This is a genomic window from Streptomyces sp. NPDC008139 (genome assembly GCF_042957025.1).
GTDB lineage: Bacteria > Actinomycetota > Actinomycetes > Streptomycetales > Streptomycetaceae > Actinacidiphila.
The window spans coordinates 192,967-215,912 of the sequence record NZ_JBIBHM010000011.1 but is presented as its reverse complement, the minus strand read 5'-3'; the positions used below and the strand labels follow the sequence as shown (position 1 = coordinate 215,912).

The window sequence follows — 22,946 nt, the reverse complement described above, 5'->3', positions numbered from 1 at the left end:
CGGGTTCGTTACCGGCCGGTTCAAGAAGCTGATCCTCCGTACGGGATGGAGTGGGGCGAGATGCAGCACGCTGTGGGGGCGCCGCAGCCCGGTGGCCCCACCCCGCCCCAGGGGACGGGCGTCAGTACGGGGCACTTCCCGTTGTCGTCGCCCGCGCCCGTGCAGGTCCCGGCGCCGCACGGCAACGGCTCGCTGTCCGGCGCCTCGCACGGCCCGATAGCCGTGCTGCTGATCGGCGCGGCGGGAGCGGGCAAGACGACGATCGCGCGGCACTGGGCCGACCACCGCGGCGCGCCGACCGCGCACATCAGCCTGGACGACGTACGCGAATGGGTGCGGGCCGGTTTCGCCGACCCGCAGGCGGGGTGGAACGAGCACTCCGAGGCGCAGTACCGGCTGGCCCGCCGCACCTGCGGCTTCGCCGCCCGTAATTTCCTGGCCAACGGCGTCTCCTGCATCATCGACGACGCCGTCTTCCCCGACCGCCCCGCCGTCGGCCTCGGCGGCTGGAAGCGGCACGTCGGGCCCGGCCTGCTCCCCGTCGTCCTGCTCCCGGGACTCGACGTCGTCCTGACCCGCAACGCGGAGCGCACCGGGAACCGCCGCCTGTCGGACGAGGAAGTCGCCCGCATCCACGGCCGTATGGCGGGCTGGTACGGCTCGGGCCTGCCCATCATCGACAACTCCCAGCTCGACGTGGTCTCCGCCGCCGCCGCCCTCGACCGCGTCGTGGCCCGCAGCGCCCAGGGCCCGCCCATCTGGTAGCCCGCCCGGCACGGTCCGGCAGCGGCGGCAGAGCGCCCAGCGGTACGGGCTCACGCCGCAGGCGAGCCTTCGGCGGTACGGGCGGAGGCGGCGGCCGGCGGCCCGGCGCCACGGGTGGACGCGCTCAGGAAGCCGGGCCGCCGACGCGCCCATACGCTCGCCACATGTCCGAGGTGCACGCAGCACGCAGAGCACGGCTGCGCGACCGGTGCGCGGCGAACGGCGCGTCCGCCGCGCTGGTGACCCGTCCCGCGAACATCCGCTACCTGACCGGCTGCGCGCCGCAGGGCGCGGCGCTGCTGATCGGCCCGGACGACGACGCGCTGGTGCACCTCACCCCACCGCAGGACGAGCGCGACGAACCGCTGCCCGGCGACCTGCGCGCGGTGGTGCTGGCGACGCCGGACGGCGACGCGGCGGTGGCCGCCGCCGACCTGGCCCGCGAACACCACGCCGACTCCCTCGCCGTCGAGGAGCACCACCTGACGGTGACCCGGCACCGCGCGATCGGCTCGGTCGTCGGCGCGCTCCCGCTGTCCGACCTCGGCGGCGCCGTCGAACAGCTCCGGCTGGTCAAGGACGAGCACGAGATCGCCAACCTCAGGATCGCCGCGGAGATCGCCGACCAGGCACTCGGCGAGCTGCTGGAGTCGATCCTGGTCGGCCGCACCGAACGGCACCTCGCCCTGGAGTTGGAGCGCCGCCTGGTCGACCACGGCGCAGAGGGCCCCGCCTTCCGCACCTCAGTCGGCACCGGGCCGAACTCCGGCGCGCCCCGGCACGTGCCGACCGACCGCCGCGTCGAGGAGGGCGACTTCCTGACCGTCCGGCTCGGCGCCCGCTACCGCGGCTACCGCTGCGAAGTCGGCCGTACGTTCGTCATCGGCACCGCTCCCGCCGCCTGGCAGATCGACCTCTACGAGCTGGTGTTCGCCGCCCAGCGGGCCGGCCGCGAGGCGCTCGCACCCGGTGTGGCCTGCCGAGACGTCGACCACGCGACCCGGAGCCCGCTCACCGCCGCCGGCCACGCGGAGGGTCTGGCACAGTGGTCGGGACATGGCGTGGGTCTGGAAATCGACGAGGACCCTCGGCTGTCACCTGCGGCCATGGGTAAACTGGACGCTTGCGTGCCGGTCACCGTCGAACCGGGGGTCCACCTTCCGGGCCGCGGCGGTGTCCGCATCGACGACACACTCGTCGTACGTCCACTGGCGGACGGCGGGCCCGAGCTACTCACCATCACGACCAAGGAACTGCTCGCCCTGTGACGGGCGTGTGCCCTCCTCGGTCCCCGAAGCAGCACTTTCAGGAGATTCCGCAACCGTGGCCACCACGAACGACCTCAAGAACGGCCTCGTGCTCAAGCTCGACAGCGGCCAGCTCTGGACCGTAGTCGAGTTCCAGCACGTCAAGCCCGGCAAGGGCCCCGCCTTCGTGCGCACCAAGCTGAAGCACGTGCTCTCCGGGAAGGTCGTCGACAAGACCTTCAACGCGGGCGTGAAGGTCGAGACCGCCAACGTCGACAAGCGCGGCATGCAGTTCTCCTACAAGGACGGCACCGACTTCGTCTTCATGGACACCGAGACCTACGACCAGATCATCATCGCGCCCGAGACGGTCGGCGACGCCGCCAACTACCTCCTTGAGGGCTTCGAGGCGGTCGTGGCGATGTACGAGGGCTCCGCGCTCTACGTCGAGCTGCCCGCCTCCGTCGAGCTGGTCATCGAGTACACCGAGCCCGGCGTCCAGGGCGACCGCTCCACCGGCGGCTCCAAGCCCGCCCGCCTGGAGACCGGTTACGAGATCGGCGTCCCGCTCTTCATCACCACGGGCGAGAAGGTCAAGGTCGACACCCGTACGGGCGACTACCTCGGCCGGGTGAACAGCTAACCGTGGCTGCCCGGAACAAGGCCCGCAAGCGGGCCTTCCAGATCCTCTTCGAGGCGGAACAGCGGGGCGTCGACCCCAAGACCGCCATGGCGGACTGGATCCGGCTCGCCAGGACCGACGACCGGCAGCCGCCGGTCACCGAGTACACGATGCGGCTCGTCGAGGGCTGCGAGGCGCACGCCGAGCGGATCGACGAACTGCTGTCCAGCTACTCCGTCGGCTGGTCGCTCGACCGGATGCCGGTCGTGGACCGCAATGTGCTGCGGCTCGGCACGTACGAGCTGCTCTGGGAGGACGACGTCCCGGACGCGGTCGTGCTGGACGAGGCGGTGCAGCTCGCCAAGGAGTTCTCCACCGACGAGTCACCGGCCTTCGTCAACGGGCTGCTGGCCCGGCTGATGGAACTGAAGCCGACGCTCAAGCGGTAGGACCCGCGCCCGAGCGCCCGGCCCGTCCTTCCGGGCCCGAAGCAGAAGTTGAACAATATTCTGCTTCGGGCCTGGTGTGTGTCCTGGCCCTGGCCTAGATTCCCGCGCATGGACGAAACGGACGACCGGACCGACGACGCGATCCTGAAGCACCTCGCCGGACTGCGCGCCGCCGACCTGCCCGTGCACGGCGGACGGACGATGGCGTACGTCTACGACGCGGGACTCGACGGGCTCGACGATCTGGCGGCGAGCGCCCAGGCCGCCTTCGCGGGCGTCAACGGCCTCGACATGACCGCCTTCCCCAGCGTGGTCGCGCTGGAGAACGACATCGTGGGGCGGGCGGCGGCCGTGCTCGGCGGCGGCCCGCGGACGGCGGGCACCTTCACCAGCGGCGGCACCGAGAGCTGCCTGCTGGCCGTTCTCACCGCCCGCGAGCACGCCCGCAGGACGCGCGGCGTCACCGCGCCCGAGATCGTGCTCCCCGTCACCGCGCACGCCGCCTTCCACAAGGCCGCGGCGCTCTTCGGACTCACCGTCGTGAGCGTCCCCGTGGACCCGGAGACCTTCCGGGTACGGGCCGAGGACATGACAGCCGCCATCGGCCCCCGTACCGCCCTCGTCGTCGTCTCCGCGCCCTCCTACGCGCACGGCGTGCTCGACCCGGTCGCCGAGGTGGCGCGGGCCGCCGCGGAACGCGGCACGCTGTGCCACGTGGACGCCTGCATCGGCGGCTGGTACCTGGCGCACCGGCGGCTGGCCGACGGCATCGCGCCGCCGCCCGCCTTCGACCTCGCGGTGCCCGGCGTCACCTCGCTCTCGGTCGACCTGCACAAGTACGGCTACACGCCCAAGGGCGCCTCCGTGCTGCTCTTCCGGGACGCGGAACTGCGCAGGCACGGCTGGTTCGCGCACGCCTCCTGGCCGGGCTACCCGGTCGTCAACGCGACCTTGCAGGGCACCAAGTCCGCCGGGCCGCTCGCCGCCGCCTGGGCGGTGCTGCGCAGGGTCGGCACCGACGGGTACACCGACCTGTCCCGCCGCGTGCACGCGGCGACCGTACGGCTGGTCGAGGGGATCGGTCGAATCGAGGGGCTGCGGGTGCTCGGCGCCCCCGAGGCGTCGCTGGTGGCCGTCGCCTCCGCCGACCCGGCGCTCGACCCGTTCGTGGTCGCGGACGAGATGCGGCTGCTCGGCTGGTACCTCCAGCCGCAGCCCGCCTTCGGCGGCTCACCGTCCAATGTGCACCTCACGGTCACCGCCGCCGTCGCGGACCCTGACCGGATCGACGAACTCGTCGCCCACCTGGCCGACGCCGTGACCAGGGCCCGCGCGTACGGCCCGACCGCCGTCGACCCCGGACTCGTGGAGTTGGCCGCCGCCCTCGACCCGGACGCCCTCGGCCCCGACGAGGTGGCGCTCGCCCTCCAGCTCGCGGGCGTCGGCCCCGGCGGCGCGCTGCCCGACCGCATGGCCCCCGTCCTCGCCGTCCTCCAGGCCCTGCCCCCGCGCCTCACCGAACGCCTGCTGCCCGAGGTCATCTCCCGGATGTACGTGAGCGCCCCGGCCTGACGGCGCCCGCCACCGATCCCGAACCGCCACGCAGGAAAACCCGGTGCGGCGACCGGAACGCGCGGCGCCGCGTCGGCTGAGCGCGCGGTTCCCCGCGCCCCTGGGCAGGCGTCCTCTGCCCGGAAGCGGAAGCACGGACCCCTCAGGGGCGCGGGGAACCGCGCGACACGCCGCGACGGACCGCACCCCTCGGGGCGGGCGCCCCGGAACGCGGAGCCGCCCGGTGCGGGCCCCGGAAAGGGGCCCGCACCGGGCGGCGGGACGTTTCTGCACTATTCGGGCGAGCCGGGCGCCTAGCCCTCTTCGTGCTGGACCGCGCGCCGCGCGTCGGCGTCGAGGACGCCCCAGCCGATGAGCTGCTCGGTGAGTACGGACGGCGACTGGTCGTAGATCACGGCCAGGGTGCGGAGGTCGTCCTGGCGGATCGACAGCACCTTGCCGTTGTAGTCGCCGCGCTGGCTCTGGATCGTGGCGGCGTACCGCTGGAGAGGCCCGGCCTTCTCCGGCGGGACCTGGGACAGGCGCTCCAGGTCGAGGACGAGCTTCGGGGGCGGCTCGGCCGCCCCGCCGGGGGTCGTACCCGGCAGCAACTCCTGGACCGGAACTCCGTAGAAGTCCGCAAGCTCGGCGAGTCGCTGCACGGTCACGGCACGGTCGCCGCGCTCGTACGAGCCCACGACCACTGCCTTCCAGCGGCCCTGGGACTTCTCCTCGACGCCGTGCAGAGACAGGCCCTGCTGCGTGCGGATGGCCCGGAGCTTTGCTCCGAGCTGCTTGGCGTAATCGCTGGACATATGGCTCCCCGGACGGAAACTCGGTGACTCACTGTGAGGTTACGCAGCGTAATCCGCGCTCGTCAAGCCGGAAAGGGCCGATCGGTCGCTGACCTGGGCGGTCCGCGCCACCTGATACCGTTGCCGCGTACCCCTGACGTCCTTTAATGCCCGTCCTGTGAGGCGGGGAAGGAGGTCCCCGACCCATGGTCGAAGACCGCAGTACCCCGGAAGACCGCGATACCGCCGAGCGGAACCCCGCGCCCGCCCGTCCGGTGCTCGAAGCACCCGACATCGCCCGCGTCCTCACCCGTATCGCCCACGAGATCGTGGAACGCGCCAAGGGCGCGGACGACGTGGTGCTCCTCGGCATCCCGACCCGCGGCGTCTATCTGGCGCAGCGCCTGGCGGCCAAGCTCGCCGAGATCACCGGCCGCACGACGGCCGTCGGCTCCCTCGACATCACCATGTACCGCGACGACCTGCGGCTGCACCCGGCGCGCGCGCTGGCCCGCACCGAGATCCCGGCCACCGGGATCGACGGCAGGCTCGTCGTCCTCGTCGACGACGTGCTCTTCTCCGGCCGGACCATCCGCGCCGCCCTCGACGCGCTCAACGACATCGGCCGCCCCCGCGCCGTACAGCTCGCGGTCCTGGTCGACCGCGGCCACCGCGAACTGCCGATCAGGGCCGACTACGTCGGCAAGAACCTGCCCACCTCGCTGCGCGAGACCGTCAAGGTCCAGCTCACCGAGGAGGACGGCCGCGACACCGTCCTGCTCGGCCAGAAGGACGACAAGGACCGCGACCGGCGCGACCGCCGGGACCGGGACGACGCGGCGCCGCGCGAGGGCCTCCCGGCGGACGACTAGCGCATCCAGGACAGGACCCCCGCCGGGGTCCTGTGCTTCCGCGCGCCCTGACCCGCCCCAGCACCCCCGGAGTGACCCGCATGAAGCGCCACCTGATCTCGGCCGCCGACCTCAGCCGCGACGACGCCCTCCTCGTACTCGACACCGCCGAGGAAATGGCCCGCGTCGCCGACCGGCCCATCAAGAAACTGCCCACCCTGCGCGGCCGTACCGTCGTCAACCTCTTCTTCGAGGACTCGACGCGGACCCGCATCTCCTTCGAGGCCGCCGCCAAGCGGCTCTCCGCCGACGTCATCAACTTCTCCGCCAAGGGCTCCTCGGTCTCCAAGGGCGAATCCCTCAAGGACACCGCGCTGACCCTGGAGGCGATGGGCGCCGACGCCGTCGTCATCCGGCACGGCTCGTCCGGCGCGCCGCACCGCCTGGCCACCTCCGGCTGGATCAACGGCTCGGTGGTCAACGCCGGCGACGGCACCCACGAACACCCCACGCAGGCACTGCTGGACGCCTTCACCATGCGCCGCCACCTGTCCGGCGTCGGCCGCGACCTGGAGGGCCGCCGCGTCACCATCGTCGGCGACATCCTGCACAGCCGGGTCGCCCGCTCCAACGTGCTGCTGCTCAACACCCTCGGCGCGCGCGTCACCTTGGTCGCCCCGCCGACCCTGCTGCCGATCGGCGTCGAGCGGTGGCCGTGCGAGGTCAGCTACGACCTCGACGCGGTGCTCGCCAAGACCGACGCGCTGATGATGCTGCGGGTGCAGAGCGAGCGGATGAACGCCGCCTTCTTCCCCACCGAGCGCGAGTACACCCGGCGTTACGGCGTGGACGGGCTGCGGATGGCGGTGCTGCCCGAGCACGCCATCGTCATGCACCCGGGACCGATGAACCGCGGCATGGAGATCACCGCCGAGGTCGCCGACTCGCCGCGCTGCACCGTCGTGGAGCAGGTCGCCAACGGCGTCAGCACCCGGATGGCCGTGCTGTACCTGCTGCTCGGCGGCTCGGAACCGGCCATCGCCACCACCGTGCCCGTCCCCGAGACCGCACCCGCGACGACCGCCCCCGCCCGTACCGAGGAGAGCAAGTAACCATGAGCAAGATCCTGATCCGTGGCGCGAAGGTACTGGGCGGCGAGCCGCAGGACGTCCTGATCGACGGCGAGACCATCGCCGGGATCGGCGTGGGCCTGTCCGGCGACGGGACCGGGGGCGCCACCGTGGTCGACGGCGAGGGCCGGATGGTCCTGCTGCCCGGCCTGGTCGACCTCCACACCCACCTGCGCGAGCCGGGCCGCGAGGACTCCGAGACCGTGCTGACCGGCACCAGGGCCGCCGCCATCGGCGGCTACACCGCCGTGCACGCCATGGCCAACACCTTCCCCGTCGCCGACACCGCGGGCGTCGTCGAGCAGGTCTGGCGGCTCGGCAAGGAGTCCGGCTACTGCGACGTGCAGCCGGTCGGCGCCGTCACCGTCGGCCTGGAGGGCAAGCAGCTCGCCGAACTGGGCGCCATGGCCGACTCGGCCGCCCGGGTACGGGTCTTCTCCGACGACGGCAAGTGCGTGGACGACGCGGTGATCATGCGCCGCGCGCTGGAGTACGTGAAGGCGTTCGACGGCGTCGTCGCCCAGCACGCGCAGGAGCCCCGGCTCACGGAGGGCGCCCAGATGAACGAGGGCACCGTCTCCGGCGAACTGGGCCTGACCGGCTGGCCCGCCGTCGCCGAGGAGTCGATCATCGCCCGCGACATCCTGCTCGCCGCGCACGTCGGCTCCCGCGTGCACATCTGCCACCTGTCCACCGCGGGCTCCGTCGAACTCGTCCGCTGGGCCAAGTCCAAGGGCTGGGACGTCACCGCCGAGGTCACCCCCCACCACCTGCTGCTCACCGACGAGCTGGTGCGTACGTACAACCCGGTCTACAAGGTCAACCCGCCGCTGCGCACCGAGGCGGACGTGCTCGCGCTGCGCGAGGCCCTGGCCGACGGCACCATCGACTGTGTGGCCACCGACCACGCACCGCACCCGCACGAGGACAAGGACTGCGAGTGGGCCGCCGCCGCCATGGGCATGGTGGGCCTGGAGACCGCGCTGTCCGTCGTGCAGCACACCATGGTCGACACCGGACTGCTGGACTGGGCGGGCGTCGCCGACCGCATGTCGGCCAGGCCCGCCGTCATCGGACGGCTCGCGGGCCACGGACGGCCGCTCGCCGAGGGCGAGCCCGCCAACCTCGTCCTGGTCGATCCCGCATACCGTGGGGTGGTCAATCCCGCGGGCTTCGCCTCCCGCAGCCGCAACACCCCCTACGAGGGACGCGAACTGCCGGGCCGGGTGCACGCCACCTTCCTGCGGGGCCAGGCGACGGTCATGGACGGGAAGCTCACGTGACACCTCTGACACTGCTGGCGGCCGGTACGGCGCGGGCCGCGGACAAGCACTCGGCGAAGGTCACCGACTGGACCGACCGGATCGGCTGGATCGTCGGCCTCGCCCTGTTCGTCGGCCTGCTGTACTGGCTGATGCGCCAGGGCTGGCAGTGGCGCCGCACCCTCCAGGGCGGCCTGCCCGCACTCCCGCAGGCCCCCGAGGAGACCGGCGAACCGCTCCTGGAATTCGACGGCCGCTACCACGGCAGCACCACCGCGGGGCAGTGGCTGGACCGGATCGTCGCCCACGGCCTCGGCGTACGCAGCAAGGTGACGCTCACCCTCACCGAGGAGGGCCTGGACGCCGACCGCGTCGGCGCCCCCGGGTTCTTCGTCCCCGCCGACGCCCTGCGCGGCGCCCGCCTCGACAAGGGCATCGCGGGCAAGGTCCTCACCGAAGGCGGCCTGCTGGTCGTCACCTGGGAGCACGGCGGCACCCTCATCGACTCCGGCTTCCGCGCCGACCAGGCCGCGCAGCACCCGGCCTGGGTCGCGGAGATCAACCGCGTCAGCGGCGGCGAGGACACCCCCGGCCGACGGCTGGCGGAAGTCGCCTTCGCGGACCACACACCGGGCGTCGGCCCGGCCGAACAACAGGCAAAGAAGGAAGGCGCACAATGACGACCTCCGTCCGGGCGGCCACCGCACCCGCCGTACTCGTCCTGGAGGACGGCCGCACCTTCCGCGGCCGTGCCTACGGGGCGGTGGGGGAGACCTTCGGCGAGGCCGTCTTCTCCACCGGTATGACCGGCTACCAGGAAACGCTCACCGACCCCTCGTACCACCGCCAGGTCGTCGTCATGACCGCCCCGCACGTCGGCAACACCGGCGTCAACGACGAGGACGCCGAGTCGTCCCGCATCTGGGTGTCCGGCTACGTCGTACGCGACCCCGCCCGCGCCCCTTCCAACTGGCGCTCGCGGCGCTCGCTCGACGAGGAGCTGACCACCCAGGGCGTCGTCGGCATCAGCGGCATCGACACCCGCGCCCTCACCCGACACCTGCGCGAACGCGGCGCCATGCGGGTCGGCATCTTCTCCGGCGAGGCACTGGCCGACGACGGCACACTGCTCGCCAGGGTCCGGCAGGCCCCCGAGATGACCGGCGCCGACCTGTCCGCCGAGGTCGCCACCCGGCAGACCTACGTCGTCCCGGCGATCGGGGAGAAGCGCTTCACCGTCGCCGCCCTCGACCTCGGCATCAAGGGCATGACCCCGCACCGGATGGCCGAGCGCGGCATCGAGGTGCACGTCCTGCCCGCGAACGCGAGCGTCGAGGACGTCTACGCGGTCGCGCCGGACGGCGTCTTCCTGTCCAACGGCCCCGGCGACCCGGCCACCGCCGACCTCACCGTCATCCAGGCCGTCCTGGAGCGCGGGACCCCGCTGTTCGGCATCTGCTTCGGCAACCAGCTCCTCGGCCGGGCGCTCGGCTTCGGCACGTACAAGCTCAAGTACGGCCACCGCGGCATCAACCAGCCGGTGCAGGACCGCAGCACCGGCAAGGTCGAGGTCACCGCGCACAACCACGGCTTCGCCGTGGACGCGCCGCGCGACCGGGTCAGCGACACCCCGTACGGCCGCGCCGAGGTCAGCCATGTCTGCCTCAACGACGACGTGGTGGAGGGTCTGCGGCTGCTCGACCGGCCCGCCTTCAGCGTCCAGTACCACCCGGAGGCGGCGGCGGGACCGCACGACGCCGCCTACCTGTTCGACCGCTTCGTTTCCCTGATGGAGGGCCAGCGTGCCTAAGCGCACCGATATCCAGTCCGTCCTGGTCATCGGCTCCGGCCCGATCGTCATCGGCCAGGCCGCCGAGTTCGACTACTCAGGCACCCAGGCGTGCCGGGTCCTCAAGTCCGAGGGCCTGCGGGTCATCCTCGTCAACTCCAACCCCGCCACGATCATGACCGACCCGGAGATCGCCGACGCCACGTACGTCGAGCCGATCACCCCGGAATTCGTCGAGAAGATCATCGCCAAGGAGCGCCCCGACGCGCTGCTGCCCACCCTCGGCGGCCAGACCGCGCTCAACACCGCGATCTCGCTGCACGACAACGGCGTCCTCACCAAGTACGGCGTCGAGCTGATCGGCGCCAACGTCGAGGCGATCAACAAGGGCGAGGACCGCGACCTGTTCAAGGGCGTCGTCGAGGCCGTCAAGGCGAAGATCGGCTACGGCGACTCCGCCCGCTCGGTGATCTGCCACACCATGGACGACGTGCTCGCGGGCGTCGACACCCTCGGCGGCTACCCCGTCGTCGTCCGCCCCTCCTTCACCATGGGCGGCGCGGGCTCCGGCTTCGCGCACGACGAGGACGAACTGCGCCGCATCGCCGGGCAGGGCCTGACCCTCTCGCCGACCACCGAGGTGCTCCTGGAGGAGTCCATCCTCGGCTGGAAGGAGTACGAACTGGAGCTGATGCGCGACAAGCACGACAACGTCGTGGTCGTCTGCTCCATCGAGAACTTCGACCCGATGGGCGTGCACACCGGCGACTCGATCACCGTCGCGCCCGCGATGACCCTCACCGACCGCGAGTACCAGATCCTGCGGGACATCGGCATCGCCGTCATCCGCGAGGTCGGCGTCGACACCGGCGGCTGCAACATCCAGTTCGCGGTCAACCCCGAGGACGGCCGGGTCATCGTCATCGAGATGAACCCGCGCGTCTCCCGCTCCTCCGCGCTCGCCTCCAAGGCCACCGGCTTCCCGATCGCGAAGATCGCCGCCCGCCTGGCCGTCGGCTACACGCTCGACGAGATCCCCAACGACATCACCGAGAAGACCCCCGCGTCCTTCGAACCGACGCTGGACTACGTCGTCGTCAAGGTGCCGCGCTTCGCCTTCGAGAAGTTCCCGGCCGCCGACGCCACCCTCACCACCACCATGAAGTCGGTCGGCGAGGCCATGGCCATCGGCCGCAACTTCACCGAGGCGCTCAACAAGGCGCTGCGCTCGCTGGAGAAGAAGGGCTCGCAGTTCGACTTCGTGACCCCGGTCTCCGCCGCGGACAAGGAAGCGCTGCTGGCCACCGCCGCCGTCCCCACCGACGGCCGGATCAACACCGTCATGACGGCCATCCGCGCCGGGGCCACCCCGGAAGAGGTCTTCGACGCCACGAAGATCGACCCCTGGTTCGTGGACCAGCTCTTCCTGATCCACGAGTACGCCGTCGAACTGGCCGCGGCCGACCGCCTCGACCCCGAACTGCTCGCCGACGCCAAGCGGCACGGCTTCTCCGACGCCCAGATCGCCGGCATCCGCTCGCTGCGCGAGGACGTCGTCCGCGAGGTCAGGCATGCGCTCGGCATCCGCCCGGTCTACAAGACCGTCGACACCTGCGCCGCCGAATTCGCCGCCGACACCCCGTACTTCTACTCGTCCTACGACGAGGAGAGCGAGGTCGCGCCGCGCGAGAAGGCCGCCGTGATCATCCTCGGCTCCGGGCCCAACCGGATCGGCCAGGGCATCGAGTTCGACTACTCCTGCGTGCACGCCTCCTTCGCGCTGCACGACGCCGGGTACGAGACCGTGATGGTCAACTGCAACCCGGAGACCGTCTCCACCGACTACGACACCTCCGACCGGCTCTACTTCGAGCCGCTCACCCTGGAGGACGTCCTGGAGATCGTGCACGCCGAGACGCTCGCGGGCCCGGTCGCCGGTGTCATCGTGCAGCTCGGCGGCCAGACCCCGCTCGGCCTGGCGCAGGCCCTCAAGGACAACGGGGTGCCGGTCGTCGGCACCTCGCCCGAGGCGATCCACCTCGCCGAGGACCGCGGCGCCTTCGGCCGCGTGCTGGCCGCCGCCGGGCTGCCCGCGCCCAAGCACGGCACCGCCGTCACCTTCGACGGCGCCAAGGCCATCGCCGACGAGATCGGCTACCCGGTGCTCGTCCGCCCCTCGTACGTGCTCGGCGGGCGCGGCATGGAGATCGTCTACGACGAGACCCGGCTCGCCTCCTACATCGCCGAGTCCACCGAGATCAGCCCCGACCGCCCGGTGCTCGTCGACCGCTTCCTCGACGACGCCATCGAGATCGACGTGGACGCGCTCTACGACGGCCACGAGCTGTACCTCGGCGGCGTCATGGAGCACATCGAGGAAGCCGGCATCCACTCCGGCGACTCCGCGTGCGCCCTGCCGCCGATCACGCTCGGCGGCCACGACATCAAGCGGCTGCGCGCCTCCACCGAGGCCATCGCCGCCGGAGTCGGCGTACGCGGCCTGATCAACATCCAGTTCGCGCTCGCCGGGGACATCCTCTACGTACTGGAGGCCAACCCGCGCGCCTCCCGTACCGTCCCCTTCACCTCCAAGGCCACCGCGGTGCCGCTGGCCAAGGCCGCCGCGCGGATCTCGCTCGGCGCCACCGTCGCGGAACTGCGCGCCGAGGGCCTGCTGCCGACGGCGGGCGACGGCGGCACCCTGCCGCTGGACGCGCCGATCTCCGTCAAGGAAGCGGTGCTGCCCTGGTCGCGGTTCCGCGACATGCAGGGACGGGGCGTCGACACCATCCTCGGCCCGGAGATGCGCTCCACCGGCGAGGTCATGGGCATCGACGCGGTCTTCGGCACCGCGTACGCCAAGTCGCAGGCCGGGGCGTACGGCGCGCTGCCCACCAAGGGCCGCGCCTTCATCTCGGTCGCCAACCGCGACAAGCGCGCGCTGATCTTCCCGGCCCGCGCGCTGATCGAGCACGGCTTCGAACTGCTGGCCACCTCAGGCACCGCGGAAGTCCTGCGGCGCAACGGCATCGAGGCGCGGGTCGTGCGCAAGCAGAGCGAGGGCGTGGGACCCGAGGGCGAGCCGACCGTGGTCACCCTCATCCACGAGGGCGAGGTCGACCTCATCGTCAACACCCCCTTCGGCACCGGCGGACGCCTCGACGGCTACGACATCCGCACCGCCGCCGTCGCCCGCGGCATCCCCTGCCTGACCACGGTCCAGGCGCTCGCCGCGGCCGTCCAGGGCATCGACGCCTTGACGCGCGGCGACATCGGTGTGCGCTCCTTGCAGGAGCACGCGCGGCATCTGATCGCGGCGCGCGAGGGGTGAGCTGCGGCCCGGCGCCCGCTGTGCGCGCAGTTCCCCGCGCCCCTTCCGGGGCGCATCCCCCTCCGAGGAGATGACCGCTACACGATGTACCACCTCTTCTTCCGGCTCTTCTTCCGGCGCATGGACGCCGAGAGCGCCCATCACCTGGCCTTCCGGTGGATCCGGCTGGTGGCGCGGATCCCCGTCCTGCGCACCTTCGTCGCGGCGGCGCTCGCGCCGCGCTACGCGTCGCTGCGTACCGAGGCCCTGGGCCTGCGGATGCACGGGCCGTTCGGGCTGGCGGCCGGGTTCGACAAGAACGCGGTCGCCATCGACGGGATGGCCATGCTCGGCTTCGACCACGTCGAGGTCGGCACGGTCACCGCGCAGGGCCAGTCCGGCAATCCGCGGCCCCGGCTGTTCCGGCTGGTCGCCGACAGCGCGCTGATCAACCGGATGGGCTTCAACAACGACGGGTCCGCCGCCGTCGCGGACCGGCTCGCCGCCCGGCGACCGGTCTTCCGTACCACCGTCGGCGTCAACATCGGCAAGACCAAGACGGTCCCGGAGGAGGAGGCGGCGGGCGACTACGTGACGTCCACCGAGCGGCTGGCCGCGCACGCCGACTACCTGGTGGTCAACGTGTCCTCGCCGAACACGCCGGGACTGCGCAATCTCCAGGCGACCGCCGCCCTGCGCCCCCTGCTGACGGCGGTACGCGAGGCCGCCGACCGCACGGTGACCGACCGCCGCGTGCCGCTGCTGGTCAAGATCGCGCCCGACCTGGCGGACGAGGACGTGGACGCCGTCGCCGACCTCGCCGTGGAACTGGGCCTCGACGGCATCATCGCCACCAACACCACCATCGCCAGGGACGGCCTCGGCCTGGCGTCCGACCCCCGCCTGACCGCGGAGACCGGCGGCCTGTCCGGCGCGCCGCTGGGCGACCGCTCCCTGGAAGTGCTGCGCAGGCTGTACATGCGGGTCGGCGACCGGATCACGCTGGTCGGCGTCGGCGGCATCCGCGACGCGGAGGACGCCTGGCAGCGGATTCTCGCGGGCGCCACCCTGGTGCAGGGCTACAGCGCCTTCATCTACCAGGGCCCCTTCTGGATGCGCGCGGTCCACAAGGGCCTGGCCGCCCGCCTGGCCACCAGCCCGTACGCCACGCTCGCCGACGCCGTCGGCGCCGACACACGGAAGGTGCCGGTATGACCCCGACCCCGCCGCAGGTGGAGCTCGAACCCTTCGGCGCGCGGCTGCGCCGGGCCATGGACACCCGCGGACAGCTCTGCGTCGGCATCGACCCGCACGCCGCGCTGCTCACCGCGTGGGGCCTCAACGACGACGTGGCCGGTCTCGAACGCTTCACGATGACCGCGGTCGAGGCGCTGGCCGACCGTACGGCGGTCTTCAAACCGCAGTCGGCGTTCTTCGAGCGCTTCGGCTCGCGCGGTATCGCCGTACTGGAGCGGGCGGTCGCGCAGGCGCGGGCCGCGGGCGTCCTGGTGCTGATGGACGCCAAGCGCGGCGACATCGGCTCGACGATGGCCGCGTACGCCGCCACGTATCTGGACAAGGACTCGCCGCTGTTCTCCGACGCGGTGACGGTCAGCCCCTACCTCGGCTTCGAGTCGCTGCGGCCCGCGCTGGAGGCGGCGCGGATCTCGGGGTCCGGGGTCTTCGTCCTCGCCCTGACCTCCAACCCGGAGGGCGCGGAGGTGCAGCGGGCGACGGCGGCGGGCGGCGCGTCCGTCGCGCAGGTGATGCTCGACCACATGGCGGCCGAGAACGCGGGTGTGACGCCGCTGGGTTCGGTCGGCGCGGTGGTCGGCGCGACGCTGTCGGAGGCGGGCGCGGATCTCGACATCAACGGGCCGCTGCTGGCGCCCGGTATCGGGGCGCAGGGCGCCACGCCCGCGGGACTGCCGGCGCTGTTCGGCTCCGCGGTGGCCAATGTGGTGCCCAGCGTCAGCCGGGACGTGCTGCGGCACGGACCCGACGCGGCGGGGCTGCGCGAGGCGGCGGCGCGCTTCACCGACGAGGTACGCGCGGCGGTCTCGGGCGGGTAGCCCTACCGGTCGCGGGTAGGCGGCCCAACGACGGTGCGCGGCAGGGGAGTCCGGGCCCTTCGGGGCCCGGACGGACCCCAAAACGTTGCCCCGGTCGCGCCCCTGATGGGGCCGGTCGCGCGCTGTTTAAACGTCAAAAAGAAGGTTCAGATTCAACCACCGAACGAATTGACGCAGAAACCTGTTCCGCTTTGCCCCAAATATCCCGCTGGATCGAGTCTGACCAGGACTTTTCGTCTGTTCTCGCTGACTTGAGCCGTTCGGACCGCTAGTCTCCGACAGGAGCGGCGACGTTCACTCGCGTTGCTTCTCGCCCCGTAAACGCGGGGGGAGTGTGCTCCACCACACGGTCCATATCCGATTGCTCTACATCCGAGGTGACGTAGGCGTGGCTCTTCCGCCCCTTACCCCTGAACAGCGCGCTGCCGCGCTCGAAAAGGCCGCCGCGGCTCGCCGGGAGCGCGCCGAGGTCAAGAACCGGCTCAAGCACTCCGGCGCCTCTCTGCACGAGGTCATCAAGCAGGGCCAGGAGAACGACGTCATCGGCAAGATGAAGGTCTCCGCTCTCCTGGAGTCCCTGCCCGGCGTCGGCAAGGTGCGCGCCAAGCAGATCATGGAGCGGCTCGGGATCTCCGAGAGCCGCCGCGTCCGTGGTCTGGGCTCGAACCAGATCGCGTCCCTGGAGCGCGAGTTCGGCGGCGCCTCCGCCTGACGGTCCTCGTGCCCCCGGCAAGCTTTGCCCCGCCGCGGCACCAGCACCTCCGGGAACCAGGGATAATCGCTCCATGAGTTCTACAGTCTCCCGGGGGGCGGCCCGCCCCCTCGCTTCGCAGGGGGCCACTCCGGCCCCCCCGGACAGACACCCGCGACTGACCGTGCTCTCCGGCCCCTCAGGGGTCGGCAAGAGCACGGTCGTCGCCCACCTGCGCACGGTGCACCCCGACGTCTGGCTGTCGGTCTCCGCCACCACGCGCAAGCCGCGCCCCGGCGAGCAGCACGGTGTCCAGTACTACTTCGTGGACGACGACGAGTTCGACAAGCTCGTCGCCAACGGCGAACTGCTGGAGTGGGCCGAATTCGCCGGGAACCGCTACGGCACGCCCCGCAGGGCCGTGCTCGACAAGCTCGGCGCGGGCGAGCCCGTGCTGCTGGAGATCGACCTCCAGGGCGCCCGGCTGGTCCGCGAGTCGATGCCCGAGGCGCGCCTGGTCTTCCTCGCGCCGCCGAGCTGGGAGGAACTGGTCCGCCGCCTCACCGGGCGCGGCACCGAATCGCCCGAGGTGATCGAGGAACGGCTGAGCGCGGCCAAGGTCGAACTGGCCGCCGAGGCCGAGTTCGACGTGACCCTTGTCAACACCTCGGTCGAGGCTGTAGCGCGTGAGCTGCTAGCCTTGATGCAGATTGACTGAGCTGACTCAGTCTTTTCCGTTTTCCATCAGTAGTAGGGGTAGGTAGAGCGTGTCCTCTTCCATCACCACGCCCGAGGGCATCATCAATCCTCCGATTGACGAGCTGCTCGAAGCCACCGATTCGAAGTACAGCCTGGTGATCTACGCCGCCAAGCGCGCGCGCCAGATCAACGCGTACTACTCCCAGCTCGGTGAGGGCCTGCTGGAGTACGTCGGCCCGCTCGTGGACACCCACGTGCACGAGAAGCCGCTCTCCATCGCGCTGCGCGAGATCAACGCGGGTCTGCTGACCTCCGAAGCGGTCGAGGCACCCGCGCACTGACGCCAGCACACATCCACACGCGTTTCAGCACGGGCCCGGCGGAGCGACCGCCGGGCCCGTGGTGTGTCATGGGACGTGTCAGGTGACCCGGGCGGAACGGGTCGCGGGACAGGTCGCAGGACGGTTCGGACGACGGATCTCGGGTCGGGAGACACGATGGCGAAACCACAGGTCGTGCTGGGTGTGAGCGGTGGCATCGCCGCCTACAAGGCGTGCGAGCTGCTGCGGCGGCTCACCGAGTCGGGGCACGGCGTGCGGGTGGTGCCCACCGAGTCCGCGCTGCACTTCGTCGGCGAGGCCACCTGGTCGGCGCTGTCCGGCAACCCGGTCTCCACCCGCGTCTGGGACGACGTCCACGAGGTCCCGCACGTACGGATCGGCCAGCACGCCGACCTCGTCGTCGTCGCCCCCGCCACCGCCGACCTGCTCGCCAAGGCCGCCCACGGCCTCGCCGACGACCTGCTCACCAACACCCTGCTGACCGCCCGCTGCCCGGTGGTCTTCGCCCCCGCGATGCACACCGAGATGTGGGAGCACCCGGCCACCCGGGAGAACGTCGCCACCCTGCGCCGCCGCGGCTGCGTCGTCATCGAACCCGCCGTCGGCAGGCTGACCGGCGTCGACACCGGCAAGGGACGGCTGCCCGACCCCGCCGAGATCTACGAGGTCTGCCGCCGCGTGCTGCGCCGTGGACCCGCCGAGCGCGACCTGGCCGGACGCCACGTGGTGATCAGCGCGGGCGGCACCCGCGAACCCCTGGACCCGGTCCGCTACCTCGGCAACCGGTCCTCCGGCAAGCAGGGCTACGCGCTGGCCCGTACCGCCGTGGCGCGCGGCGCCCGGGTCACCCTCCTCGCGGCCAACACCGGACTCCCCGACCCGGCCGGCGCCGACGTCGTCACCGTCGGCACGGCGGAACAGCTCAGGGAAGCGGTGCTCAAGGCCGCGCCCGACGCCGACGTGGTGGTGATGGCCGCGGCCGTCGCGGACTTCCGCCCCGCGCGGTATGCGGCGGGCAAGATCAAGAAGAAGGACGACCAGGAACCCGCGCCGATCACCCTCGTCCGCAACGCCGACATCCTCGCCGAGGTCTCCGCGCACCGCGCCCGGCCGGGACAGCTCGTCGTCGGCTTCGCCGCCGAGACCGACGACGTCCTCGTCAACGGACGAGCCAAGCTCACCCGAAAGGGTTGTGATCTGCTCGTCGTCAACGAAGTGGGTGACGGCAAGGCGTTCGGCACCGAGGAGAACGAGGCTGTGGTAATGGGCGCCGACGGCAGCGAGACCCCCGTACCGTACGGGCCCAAGGAGGATCTCGCGGACCGGGTGTGGGATCTTGTCGGCGCGAGATTGCCGGAAAGCGACACTCGGGTGGACGCGTGATGACGCGTTCCGCCACGAATCCAAAGGTCGAGATGCCGTGTCACGTCCGCGGCGGCGGACTATAAGCTTGCAGTGGAGTGCCGGGCGCAGCCCTGCGCACTCCGCCCAGATTCAGCCAGCAGCCGCTGCAACCCCAGGGAGCGATGTGTCCCGCCGCCTGTTCACCTCGGAGTCCGTCACCGAGGGACACCCAGACAAGATCGCTGACCAGATCAGCGACACCATCCTCGACGCCCTCCTCAAGGCCGATCCGCACTCCCGGGTCGCCGTCGAGACGCTGATCACCACCGGTCAGGTGCATATCGCGGGCGAGGTCACGACCACCGCCTACGCCGATATCGCCACCCTGGTGCGCAACAAGATCCTGGAGATCGGCTACGACTCCTCCAAGAAGGGCTTCGACGGCGCCTCCTGCGGCGTCTCGGTGTCCATCGGCGCGCAGTCCCCTGACATCGCACAGGGTGTCGACACCGCGTACGAGAAGCGCGTCGCGGGTTCCGCCGCGACCGACGACGACCTGAACAAGCAGGGCGCGGGCGACCAGGGCCTGATGTTCGGCTACGCGTCCGACGAGACGCCCGAGCTGATGCCGCTGCCGATCACGCTCGCCCACCGCCTGTCCAGGCGGCTGACCGAGGTCCGCAAGAACGGCCAGATCCCGTACCTGCGCCCGGACGGCAAGACCCAGGTCACCATCGAGTACGACGGCGACAAGGCCGTCCGCCTCGACACCGTCGTGGTCTCCTCGCAGCACGCCTCCGACATCGACCTGGAGTCGCTGCTCGCGCCCGACATCCGGGAATTCGTCGTCGAGGTCGAGCTGAAGGCCCTGCTCGACGACGGCATCAAGCTCGACACCGACGGCTACAAGCTGCTGGTCAACCCCACCGGCCGCTTCGAGATCGGCGGCCCCATGGGTGACGCCGGGCTCACCGGCCGCAAGATCATCATCGACACCTACGGCGGCATGGCCCGCCACGGCGGCGGCGCCTTCTCGGGCAAGGACCCGTCCAAGGTCGACCGCTCCGCCGCGTACGCCATGCGCTGGGTCGCCAAGAACGTCGTCGCCGCCGGGCTCGCCGCGCGCTGCGAGGTCCAGGTCGCCTACGCCATCGGCAAGGCCGAGCCCGTCGGTCTCTTCGTCGAGACCTTCGGCACCGCGAGCGTCGACGTCGAGAAGATCGAGCAGGCCATCAGCCAGGTCTTCGACCTGCGGCCGGCCGCGATCATCCGCGACCTCGACCTGCTCCGCCCGATCTACGCCCAGACCGCCGCCTACGGCCACTTCGGCCGCGAGCGGGAGGACTTCACCTGGGAGCGGACGGACCGCGTCGACGCCCTGCGCTCGGCCGCCGGGCTCTAGGGCCTGTCGTGTGGATCTCCGCGGTGTCTCGGTGTCCGGCACGCGCATCTGCCGCGTTGTCGTCGGTCGACGACGCTCCGCGTCGCCTCCCTCCTCCGCCTTGCATCCGCACGCACCCGACACCGCTCCTTCCCCACCGAGACCCACACGACAGGCCCTAGAGCCGTACGGCGCCCCCGCCCCGGTATGGGGGCGCCGTCTTGCGGCGGCGCGAGTGTGTCCGAGGGGTCTGTAAGAATCGCAAGGTGAGCAGCGAGAACGGTCAGGACGCCGAGCCCCCCGCAGGGGAGCAGCTCGCGCTCATTCGGGAGACCGTCAAGAAGGCGAAGGAGCCCAAGGCGAAGCCGCGCACATGGCGCGGGGCGGCCCTCGCCGAGGGGCTGCCGGTGGCGCGGGTGCTGGTCGACAAGGGGCTGCTGCACCTGGACCAGTTCTTCGACTACGCGGTGCCGGCGGCCATGGACGAGGAGGCCAGACCCGGCGTACGGGTCAGGGTCCGCTTCGGGGCGCGCGTGGTGAAGGGCAGGAGAGAAGGCGGCTCGCTGCACGACGGCTTCATCGTCGAACGGCGGGCCGAGAGCGACTTCCGCGGCCCCCTCGCCCCGCTCGCGCAGGTGCTGTCGACCGAGCAGGTGCTGACTCCGCCGCTGCTGAAGCTGTGCCGCCAGGTCGCGGACCGGTACGCCGGAGCGCTCGCCGACGTCGTCCAGCTCGCCGTACCGCCCAGGATGGCCCGCGCCGAGCGCGACCCGTCACCGGGACCGCTGCCGGACCCGGCGGCGCCGGAGCCGGGGAGCTGGCAGCGGTACGCGACCGGGCCCGCGTACCTCCAGGCGCTGGCCCGCGGCGACACGCCCCGCGCGGTCTGGCTCGCGCTGCCCGGACCGCACTGGCCGCGCGAACTGGCGGTGGCCGTCGCCACCACCCTCGCCTCTGGCCGCGGCGCCCTGGCCGTACTGCCCGACGGCCGGTCCGCCGCCCGGGTCGACGCGGCGCTGACCGAACTGCTCGGCGAGGGCCGCCACGTCCTGCTCACCGCCGACGCGGGCCCCGAGGAGCGGTACCGGCGCTGGCTGGCCGTCAGCCGCGGCGCGGTACGGGCCGTCGTCGGCACCCGCGCCGCGATGTTCGCACCCGTCACCGACCTCGGCCTCGTCGCGCTCTGGGACGACGGCGACTCCAGCCACGCCGAGCCGCACGCCCCGCAGCCGCACGCCCGTGACGTCCTGCTGCTGCGCGCCGCCGAGGAACGGACCGCGTTCCTGCTCGGCGGCCTCACCAGCACCGTCGAGGCGGCCCAGCTCGTGGACAGCGGCTGGGCGCTGCCACTGGCGGCCAGTCGGGACGCGGTACGGGCGGCGGCGCCGCTGATCCGCACCGTCGGCGACGGCGACCAGGCCAGGGACGAGGCCGCGCGCGCCGCCCGGCTGCCGTCGATCGCCTGGCAGGTCACGCGGGAGGCGCTGGCGCGCGGCCCGGTCCTCGTCCAGGTGCCGCGCCGCGGCTACGTACCCCGGCTCGCCTGCGACAACTGCCGCGAACCCGCCCGGTGCACCGCCTGCGCCGGGCCGCTCGAAGTACGCGAGCAGGGCGGCACCCCGCACTGCGGCTGGTGCGGGCGGCCCGCCGCCGACTGGCACTGCCCCGAGTGCGGCGGCTTCCGGCTCCGCGCCCAGATCGTGGGCGCGCGGCGCACGGCCGAAGAGCTGGGGCGCGCCTTCCCCAAGGTGCCGGTACGCACCTCCGGGCGCGACACCGTCCTCGCCTCGGTCGGCGCGGCCCCCGCGCTGGTCATCGCCACCCCCGGCGCCGAACCCGTCGCCGACACCGGCTACGCGGCGGCCCTGCTGCTCGACGGCTGGGCGCTGCTGAACCGGCCCGACCTGCGCGCCGGTGAGGAGGCGCTCCGGCGCTGGGCGCACGCCGCCGCCCTCGTACGGCCCGCGGGCGAGGGCGGCACCGTCGTCGTCCTCGGCGAGCCGACCCTGCGGCCCGTCCAGGCCCTCGTCCGCTGGGACCCCGCCGGGCACGCCCTGCGCGAGCTGGCCGAACGCGCCGAGCTGCGCTTTCCGCCGGTCTCCCGGATGGCCTCGGTCGTCGGGCCCCCGGCCGCCGTGGTCGACCTCCTCGACACCCTGCGGCTCCCGCCGGGTACCGACCAGCTCGGGCCCGTGCCCCTGCCCGTCCCCACGTCCGGCCCCGGCCGCACCCGCCGCCACGGTGAGCCGCCGCCCGGCGAGCAGTGGGAACGGCTTCTGCTCCGCGTGCCCCCCGGCACCGGCTCCGCCCTCGCCGCCGCCCTCAAAGAGGCCCAGATCGCTCGCGCCACCCGTGGCGCCTCCGACCCGGTCCACGTCCGCATGGACCCCCCCAACATCGGCTGACCGGCTCCGCGGGGGTTCCCCACTTTCCCGGGTGACCGCCCCGAGCGGCCCCTTTCCCGCGACGGGCTCGTCGTACCTCGTCGCGCAGTTCCCCGCGCCCCTGACGGGGGCTGCACCTGGCGTCTGCACACGACGGCTCGTCGCGGCCTGTCGCGCAGTTCCCCGCGCCTCTGACGGGGCTCTCGGCCGCGTGGGCTGAGCGCAGGTGGTGGTGCACGTGGCGGTGGCGCGGGTCTTTCAAGG

Annotated in this window: 20 protein-coding genes; 19 read left to right on the top strand and 1 reads right to left on the bottom strand. The window is 72.1% G+C overall.

Features of this window, described 5'->3' with window-relative positions; genetic code table 11:
• Nucleotides 1-60 precede the first annotated feature (60 nt).
• The 5 genes from ACFZBB_RS24365 to ACFZBB_RS24345 all read left to right on the top strand — a co-directional run bounded on the left by ACFZBB_RS24365 (nucleotide 61) and on the right by ACFZBB_RS24345 (nucleotide 4,655).
• Nucleotides 61-765, top strand: a complete 705-nt coding sequence (locus tag ACFZBB_RS24365; RefSeq protein WP_188285186.1) for an AAA family ATPase — start codon at nucleotides 61-63, stop codon at nucleotides 763-765.
• A gap of 164 nt (nucleotides 766-929) precedes the next feature.
• The gene (locus ACFZBB_RS24360; RefSeq protein WP_391126078.1) at nucleotides 930-2,033 is read left to right on the top strand and encodes a M24 family metallopeptidase; all 1,104 of its coding nucleotides are present in this window, start codon (nucleotides 930-932) and stop codon (nucleotides 2,031-2,033) included.
• 55 nt (nucleotides 2,034-2,088) lie between these two features.
• Complete coding sequence (efp, locus tag ACFZBB_RS24355) at nucleotides 2,089-2,655, top strand: elongation factor P (RefSeq protein WP_188285184.1); 567 nt, start codon at nucleotides 2,089-2,091, stop codon at nucleotides 2,653-2,655.
• Between the two features lie 2 nt (nucleotides 2,656-2,657).
• The gene (nusB, locus tag ACFZBB_RS24350) at nucleotides 2,658-3,083 is read left to right on the top strand and encodes a transcription antitermination factor NusB (protein ID WP_188285183.1); all 426 of its coding nucleotides are present in this window, start codon (nucleotides 2,658-2,660) and stop codon (nucleotides 3,081-3,083) included.
• 108 nt (nucleotides 3,084-3,191) lie between these two features.
• Entirely contained in the window at nucleotides 3,192-4,655 is a 1,464-nt protein-coding gene (locus ACFZBB_RS24345) for an aminotransferase class V-fold PLP-dependent enzyme (protein WP_391126074.1), read from the top strand.
• Between the two features lie 293 nt (nucleotides 4,656-4,948).
• Here the strand turns inward: ACFZBB_RS24345 and bldD are convergent, their stop codons facing one another.
• Nucleotides 4,949-5,449 (bottom strand): transcriptional regulator BldD, encoded by a 501-nt coding sequence (bldD, locus tag ACFZBB_RS24340; RefSeq protein WP_033174517.1) that lies wholly within the window; start codon nucleotides 5,447-5,449, stop codon nucleotides 4,949-4,951.
• A gap of 185 nt (nucleotides 5,450-5,634) precedes the next feature.
• Here bldD and pyrR point away from each other — a divergent pair, with 185 nt between their 5' ends.
• From pyrR to ACFZBB_RS24270, 14 genes are all read left to right on the top strand, one after another.
• Complete coding sequence (gene pyrR / locus ACFZBB_RS24335; RefSeq protein ID WP_391126070.1) at nucleotides 5,635-6,300, top strand: bifunctional pyr operon transcriptional regulator/uracil phosphoribosyltransferase PyrR; 666 nt, start codon at nucleotides 5,635-5,637, stop codon at nucleotides 6,298-6,300.
• A gap of 80 nt (nucleotides 6,301-6,380) precedes the next feature.
• Nucleotides 6,381-7,391 carry an aspartate carbamoyltransferase catalytic subunit gene (locus ACFZBB_RS24330; protein WP_391126067.1) on the top strand — a complete coding sequence of 337 codons (1,011 nt, stop codon included), beginning with the start codon at nucleotides 6,381-6,383 and terminating at the stop codon, nucleotides 7,389-7,391.
• Between the two features lie 2 nt (nucleotides 7,392-7,393).
• Nucleotides 7,394-8,692 (top strand): dihydroorotase, encoded by a 1,299-nt coding sequence (locus tag ACFZBB_RS24325; RefSeq protein WP_391126064.1) that lies wholly within the window; start codon nucleotides 7,394-7,396, stop codon nucleotides 8,690-8,692.
• Nucleotides 8,689-9,351, top strand: a complete 663-nt coding sequence (locus ACFZBB_RS24320) for a hypothetical protein (RefSeq protein WP_391126061.1) — start codon at nucleotides 8,689-8,691, stop codon at nucleotides 9,349-9,351. The genes ACFZBB_RS24325 and ACFZBB_RS24320 overlap by 4 nt, the downstream gene beginning before the upstream one ends.
• Complete coding sequence (carA, locus tag ACFZBB_RS24315; protein ID WP_391126058.1) at nucleotides 9,348-10,481, top strand: glutamine-hydrolyzing carbamoyl-phosphate synthase small subunit; 1,134 nt, start codon at nucleotides 9,348-9,350, stop codon at nucleotides 10,479-10,481. Before ACFZBB_RS24320 ends, carA begins: the two co-directional genes overlap by 4 nt.
• Nucleotides 10,474-13,791: a carbamoyl-phosphate synthase large subunit gene (carB, locus tag ACFZBB_RS24310; protein WP_391126055.1), complete on the top strand. Its 3,318-nt coding sequence runs from the start codon at nucleotides 10,474-10,476 to the stop codon at nucleotides 13,789-13,791. The genes carA and carB overlap by 8 nt, the downstream gene beginning before the upstream one ends.
• Nucleotides 13,792-13,875: 84 nt before the next feature.
• Nucleotides 13,876-14,985, top strand: coding sequence for a quinone-dependent dihydroorotate dehydrogenase (locus ACFZBB_RS24305; RefSeq protein ID WP_391126050.1), 1,110 nt, complete (start codon nucleotides 13,876-13,878; stop codon nucleotides 14,983-14,985).
• Between the two features lie 17 nt (nucleotides 14,986-15,002).
• Nucleotides 15,003-15,842 (top strand): orotidine-5'-phosphate decarboxylase, encoded by an 840-nt coding sequence (pyrF, locus tag ACFZBB_RS24300; protein WP_391126293.1) that lies wholly within the window; start codon nucleotides 15,003-15,005, stop codon nucleotides 15,840-15,842.
• Between the two features lie 388 nt (nucleotides 15,843-16,230).
• Nucleotides 16,231-16,554 carry an integration host factor gene (locus tag ACFZBB_RS24295; RefSeq protein WP_093712873.1) on the top strand — a complete coding sequence of 108 codons (324 nt, stop codon included), beginning with the start codon at nucleotides 16,231-16,233 and terminating at the stop codon, nucleotides 16,552-16,554.
• A 73-nt stretch (nucleotides 16,555-16,627) separates the two neighbouring features.
• Nucleotides 16,628-17,251, top strand: a complete 624-nt coding sequence (gene gmk / locus ACFZBB_RS24290; RefSeq protein ID WP_391126047.1) for a guanylate kinase — start codon at nucleotides 16,628-16,630, stop codon at nucleotides 17,249-17,251.
• Between the two features lie 49 nt (nucleotides 17,252-17,300).
• Nucleotides 17,301-17,573: a DNA-directed RNA polymerase subunit omega gene (gene rpoZ / locus ACFZBB_RS24285; protein ID WP_033174507.1), complete on the top strand. Its 273-nt coding sequence runs from the start codon at nucleotides 17,301-17,303 to the stop codon at nucleotides 17,571-17,573.
• A gap of 156 nt (nucleotides 17,574-17,729) precedes the next feature.
• Complete coding sequence (coaBC, locus tag ACFZBB_RS24280) at nucleotides 17,730-18,956, top strand: bifunctional phosphopantothenoylcysteine decarboxylase/phosphopantothenate--cysteine ligase CoaBC (protein WP_391126044.1); 1,227 nt, start codon at nucleotides 17,730-17,732, stop codon at nucleotides 18,954-18,956.
• Nucleotides 18,957-19,101: 145 nt separating this feature from the next.
• Complete coding sequence (gene metK / locus ACFZBB_RS24275; RefSeq protein WP_391126042.1) at nucleotides 19,102-20,319, top strand: methionine adenosyltransferase; 1,218 nt, start codon at nucleotides 19,102-19,104, stop codon at nucleotides 20,317-20,319.
• Nucleotides 20,320-20,564: 245 nt separating this feature from the next.
• Nucleotides 20,565-22,703 (top strand): primosomal protein N', encoded by a 2,139-nt coding sequence (locus tag ACFZBB_RS24270; protein WP_391126039.1) that lies wholly within the window; start codon nucleotides 20,565-20,567, stop codon nucleotides 22,701-22,703.
• Nucleotides 22,704-22,946: the final 243 nt, after the last annotated feature.

Excerpts from the sequence above, each read along its gene's own strand:
- ACFZBB_RS24365 (WP_188285186.1), top strand. The coding sequence starts at position 61 with ATGCAGCACGCTGTGGGGGCGCCGCAGCCCGGTGGCCCCACCCCGCCC.
- ACFZBB_RS24360 (WP_391126078.1), top strand. The coding sequence starts at position 930 with ATGTCCGAGGTGCACGCAGCACGCAGAGCACGGCTGCGCGACCGGTGC.
- ACFZBB_RS24345 (WP_391126074.1), top strand. The coding sequence starts at position 3,192 with ATGGACGAAACGGACGACCGGACCGACGACGCGATCCTGAAGCACCTC.
- bldD (WP_033174517.1), bottom strand. The coding sequence starts at position 5,449 with ATGTCCAGCGATTACGCCAAGCAGCTCGGAGCAAAGCTCCGGGCCATC.
- pyrR (WP_391126070.1), top strand. The coding sequence starts at position 5,635 with ATGGTCGAAGACCGCAGTACCCCGGAAGACCGCGATACCGCCGAGCGG.
- ACFZBB_RS24330 (WP_391126067.1), top strand. The coding sequence starts at position 6,381 with ATGAAGCGCCACCTGATCTCGGCCGCCGACCTCAGCCGCGACGACGCC.
- ACFZBB_RS24325 (WP_391126064.1), top strand. The coding sequence starts at position 7,394 with ATGAGCAAGATCCTGATCCGTGGCGCGAAGGTACTGGGCGGCGAGCCG.
- carA (WP_391126058.1), top strand. The coding sequence starts at position 9,348 with ATGACGACCTCCGTCCGGGCGGCCACCGCACCCGCCGTACTCGTCCTG.
- ACFZBB_RS24305 (WP_391126050.1), top strand. The coding sequence starts at position 13,876 with ATGTACCACCTCTTCTTCCGGCTCTTCTTCCGGCGCATGGACGCCGAG.
- gmk (WP_391126047.1), top strand. The coding sequence starts at position 16,628 with ATGAGTTCTACAGTCTCCCGGGGGGCGGCCCGCCCCCTCGCTTCGCAG.
- coaBC (WP_391126044.1), top strand. The coding sequence starts at position 17,730 with ATGGCGAAACCACAGGTCGTGCTGGGTGTGAGCGGTGGCATCGCCGCC.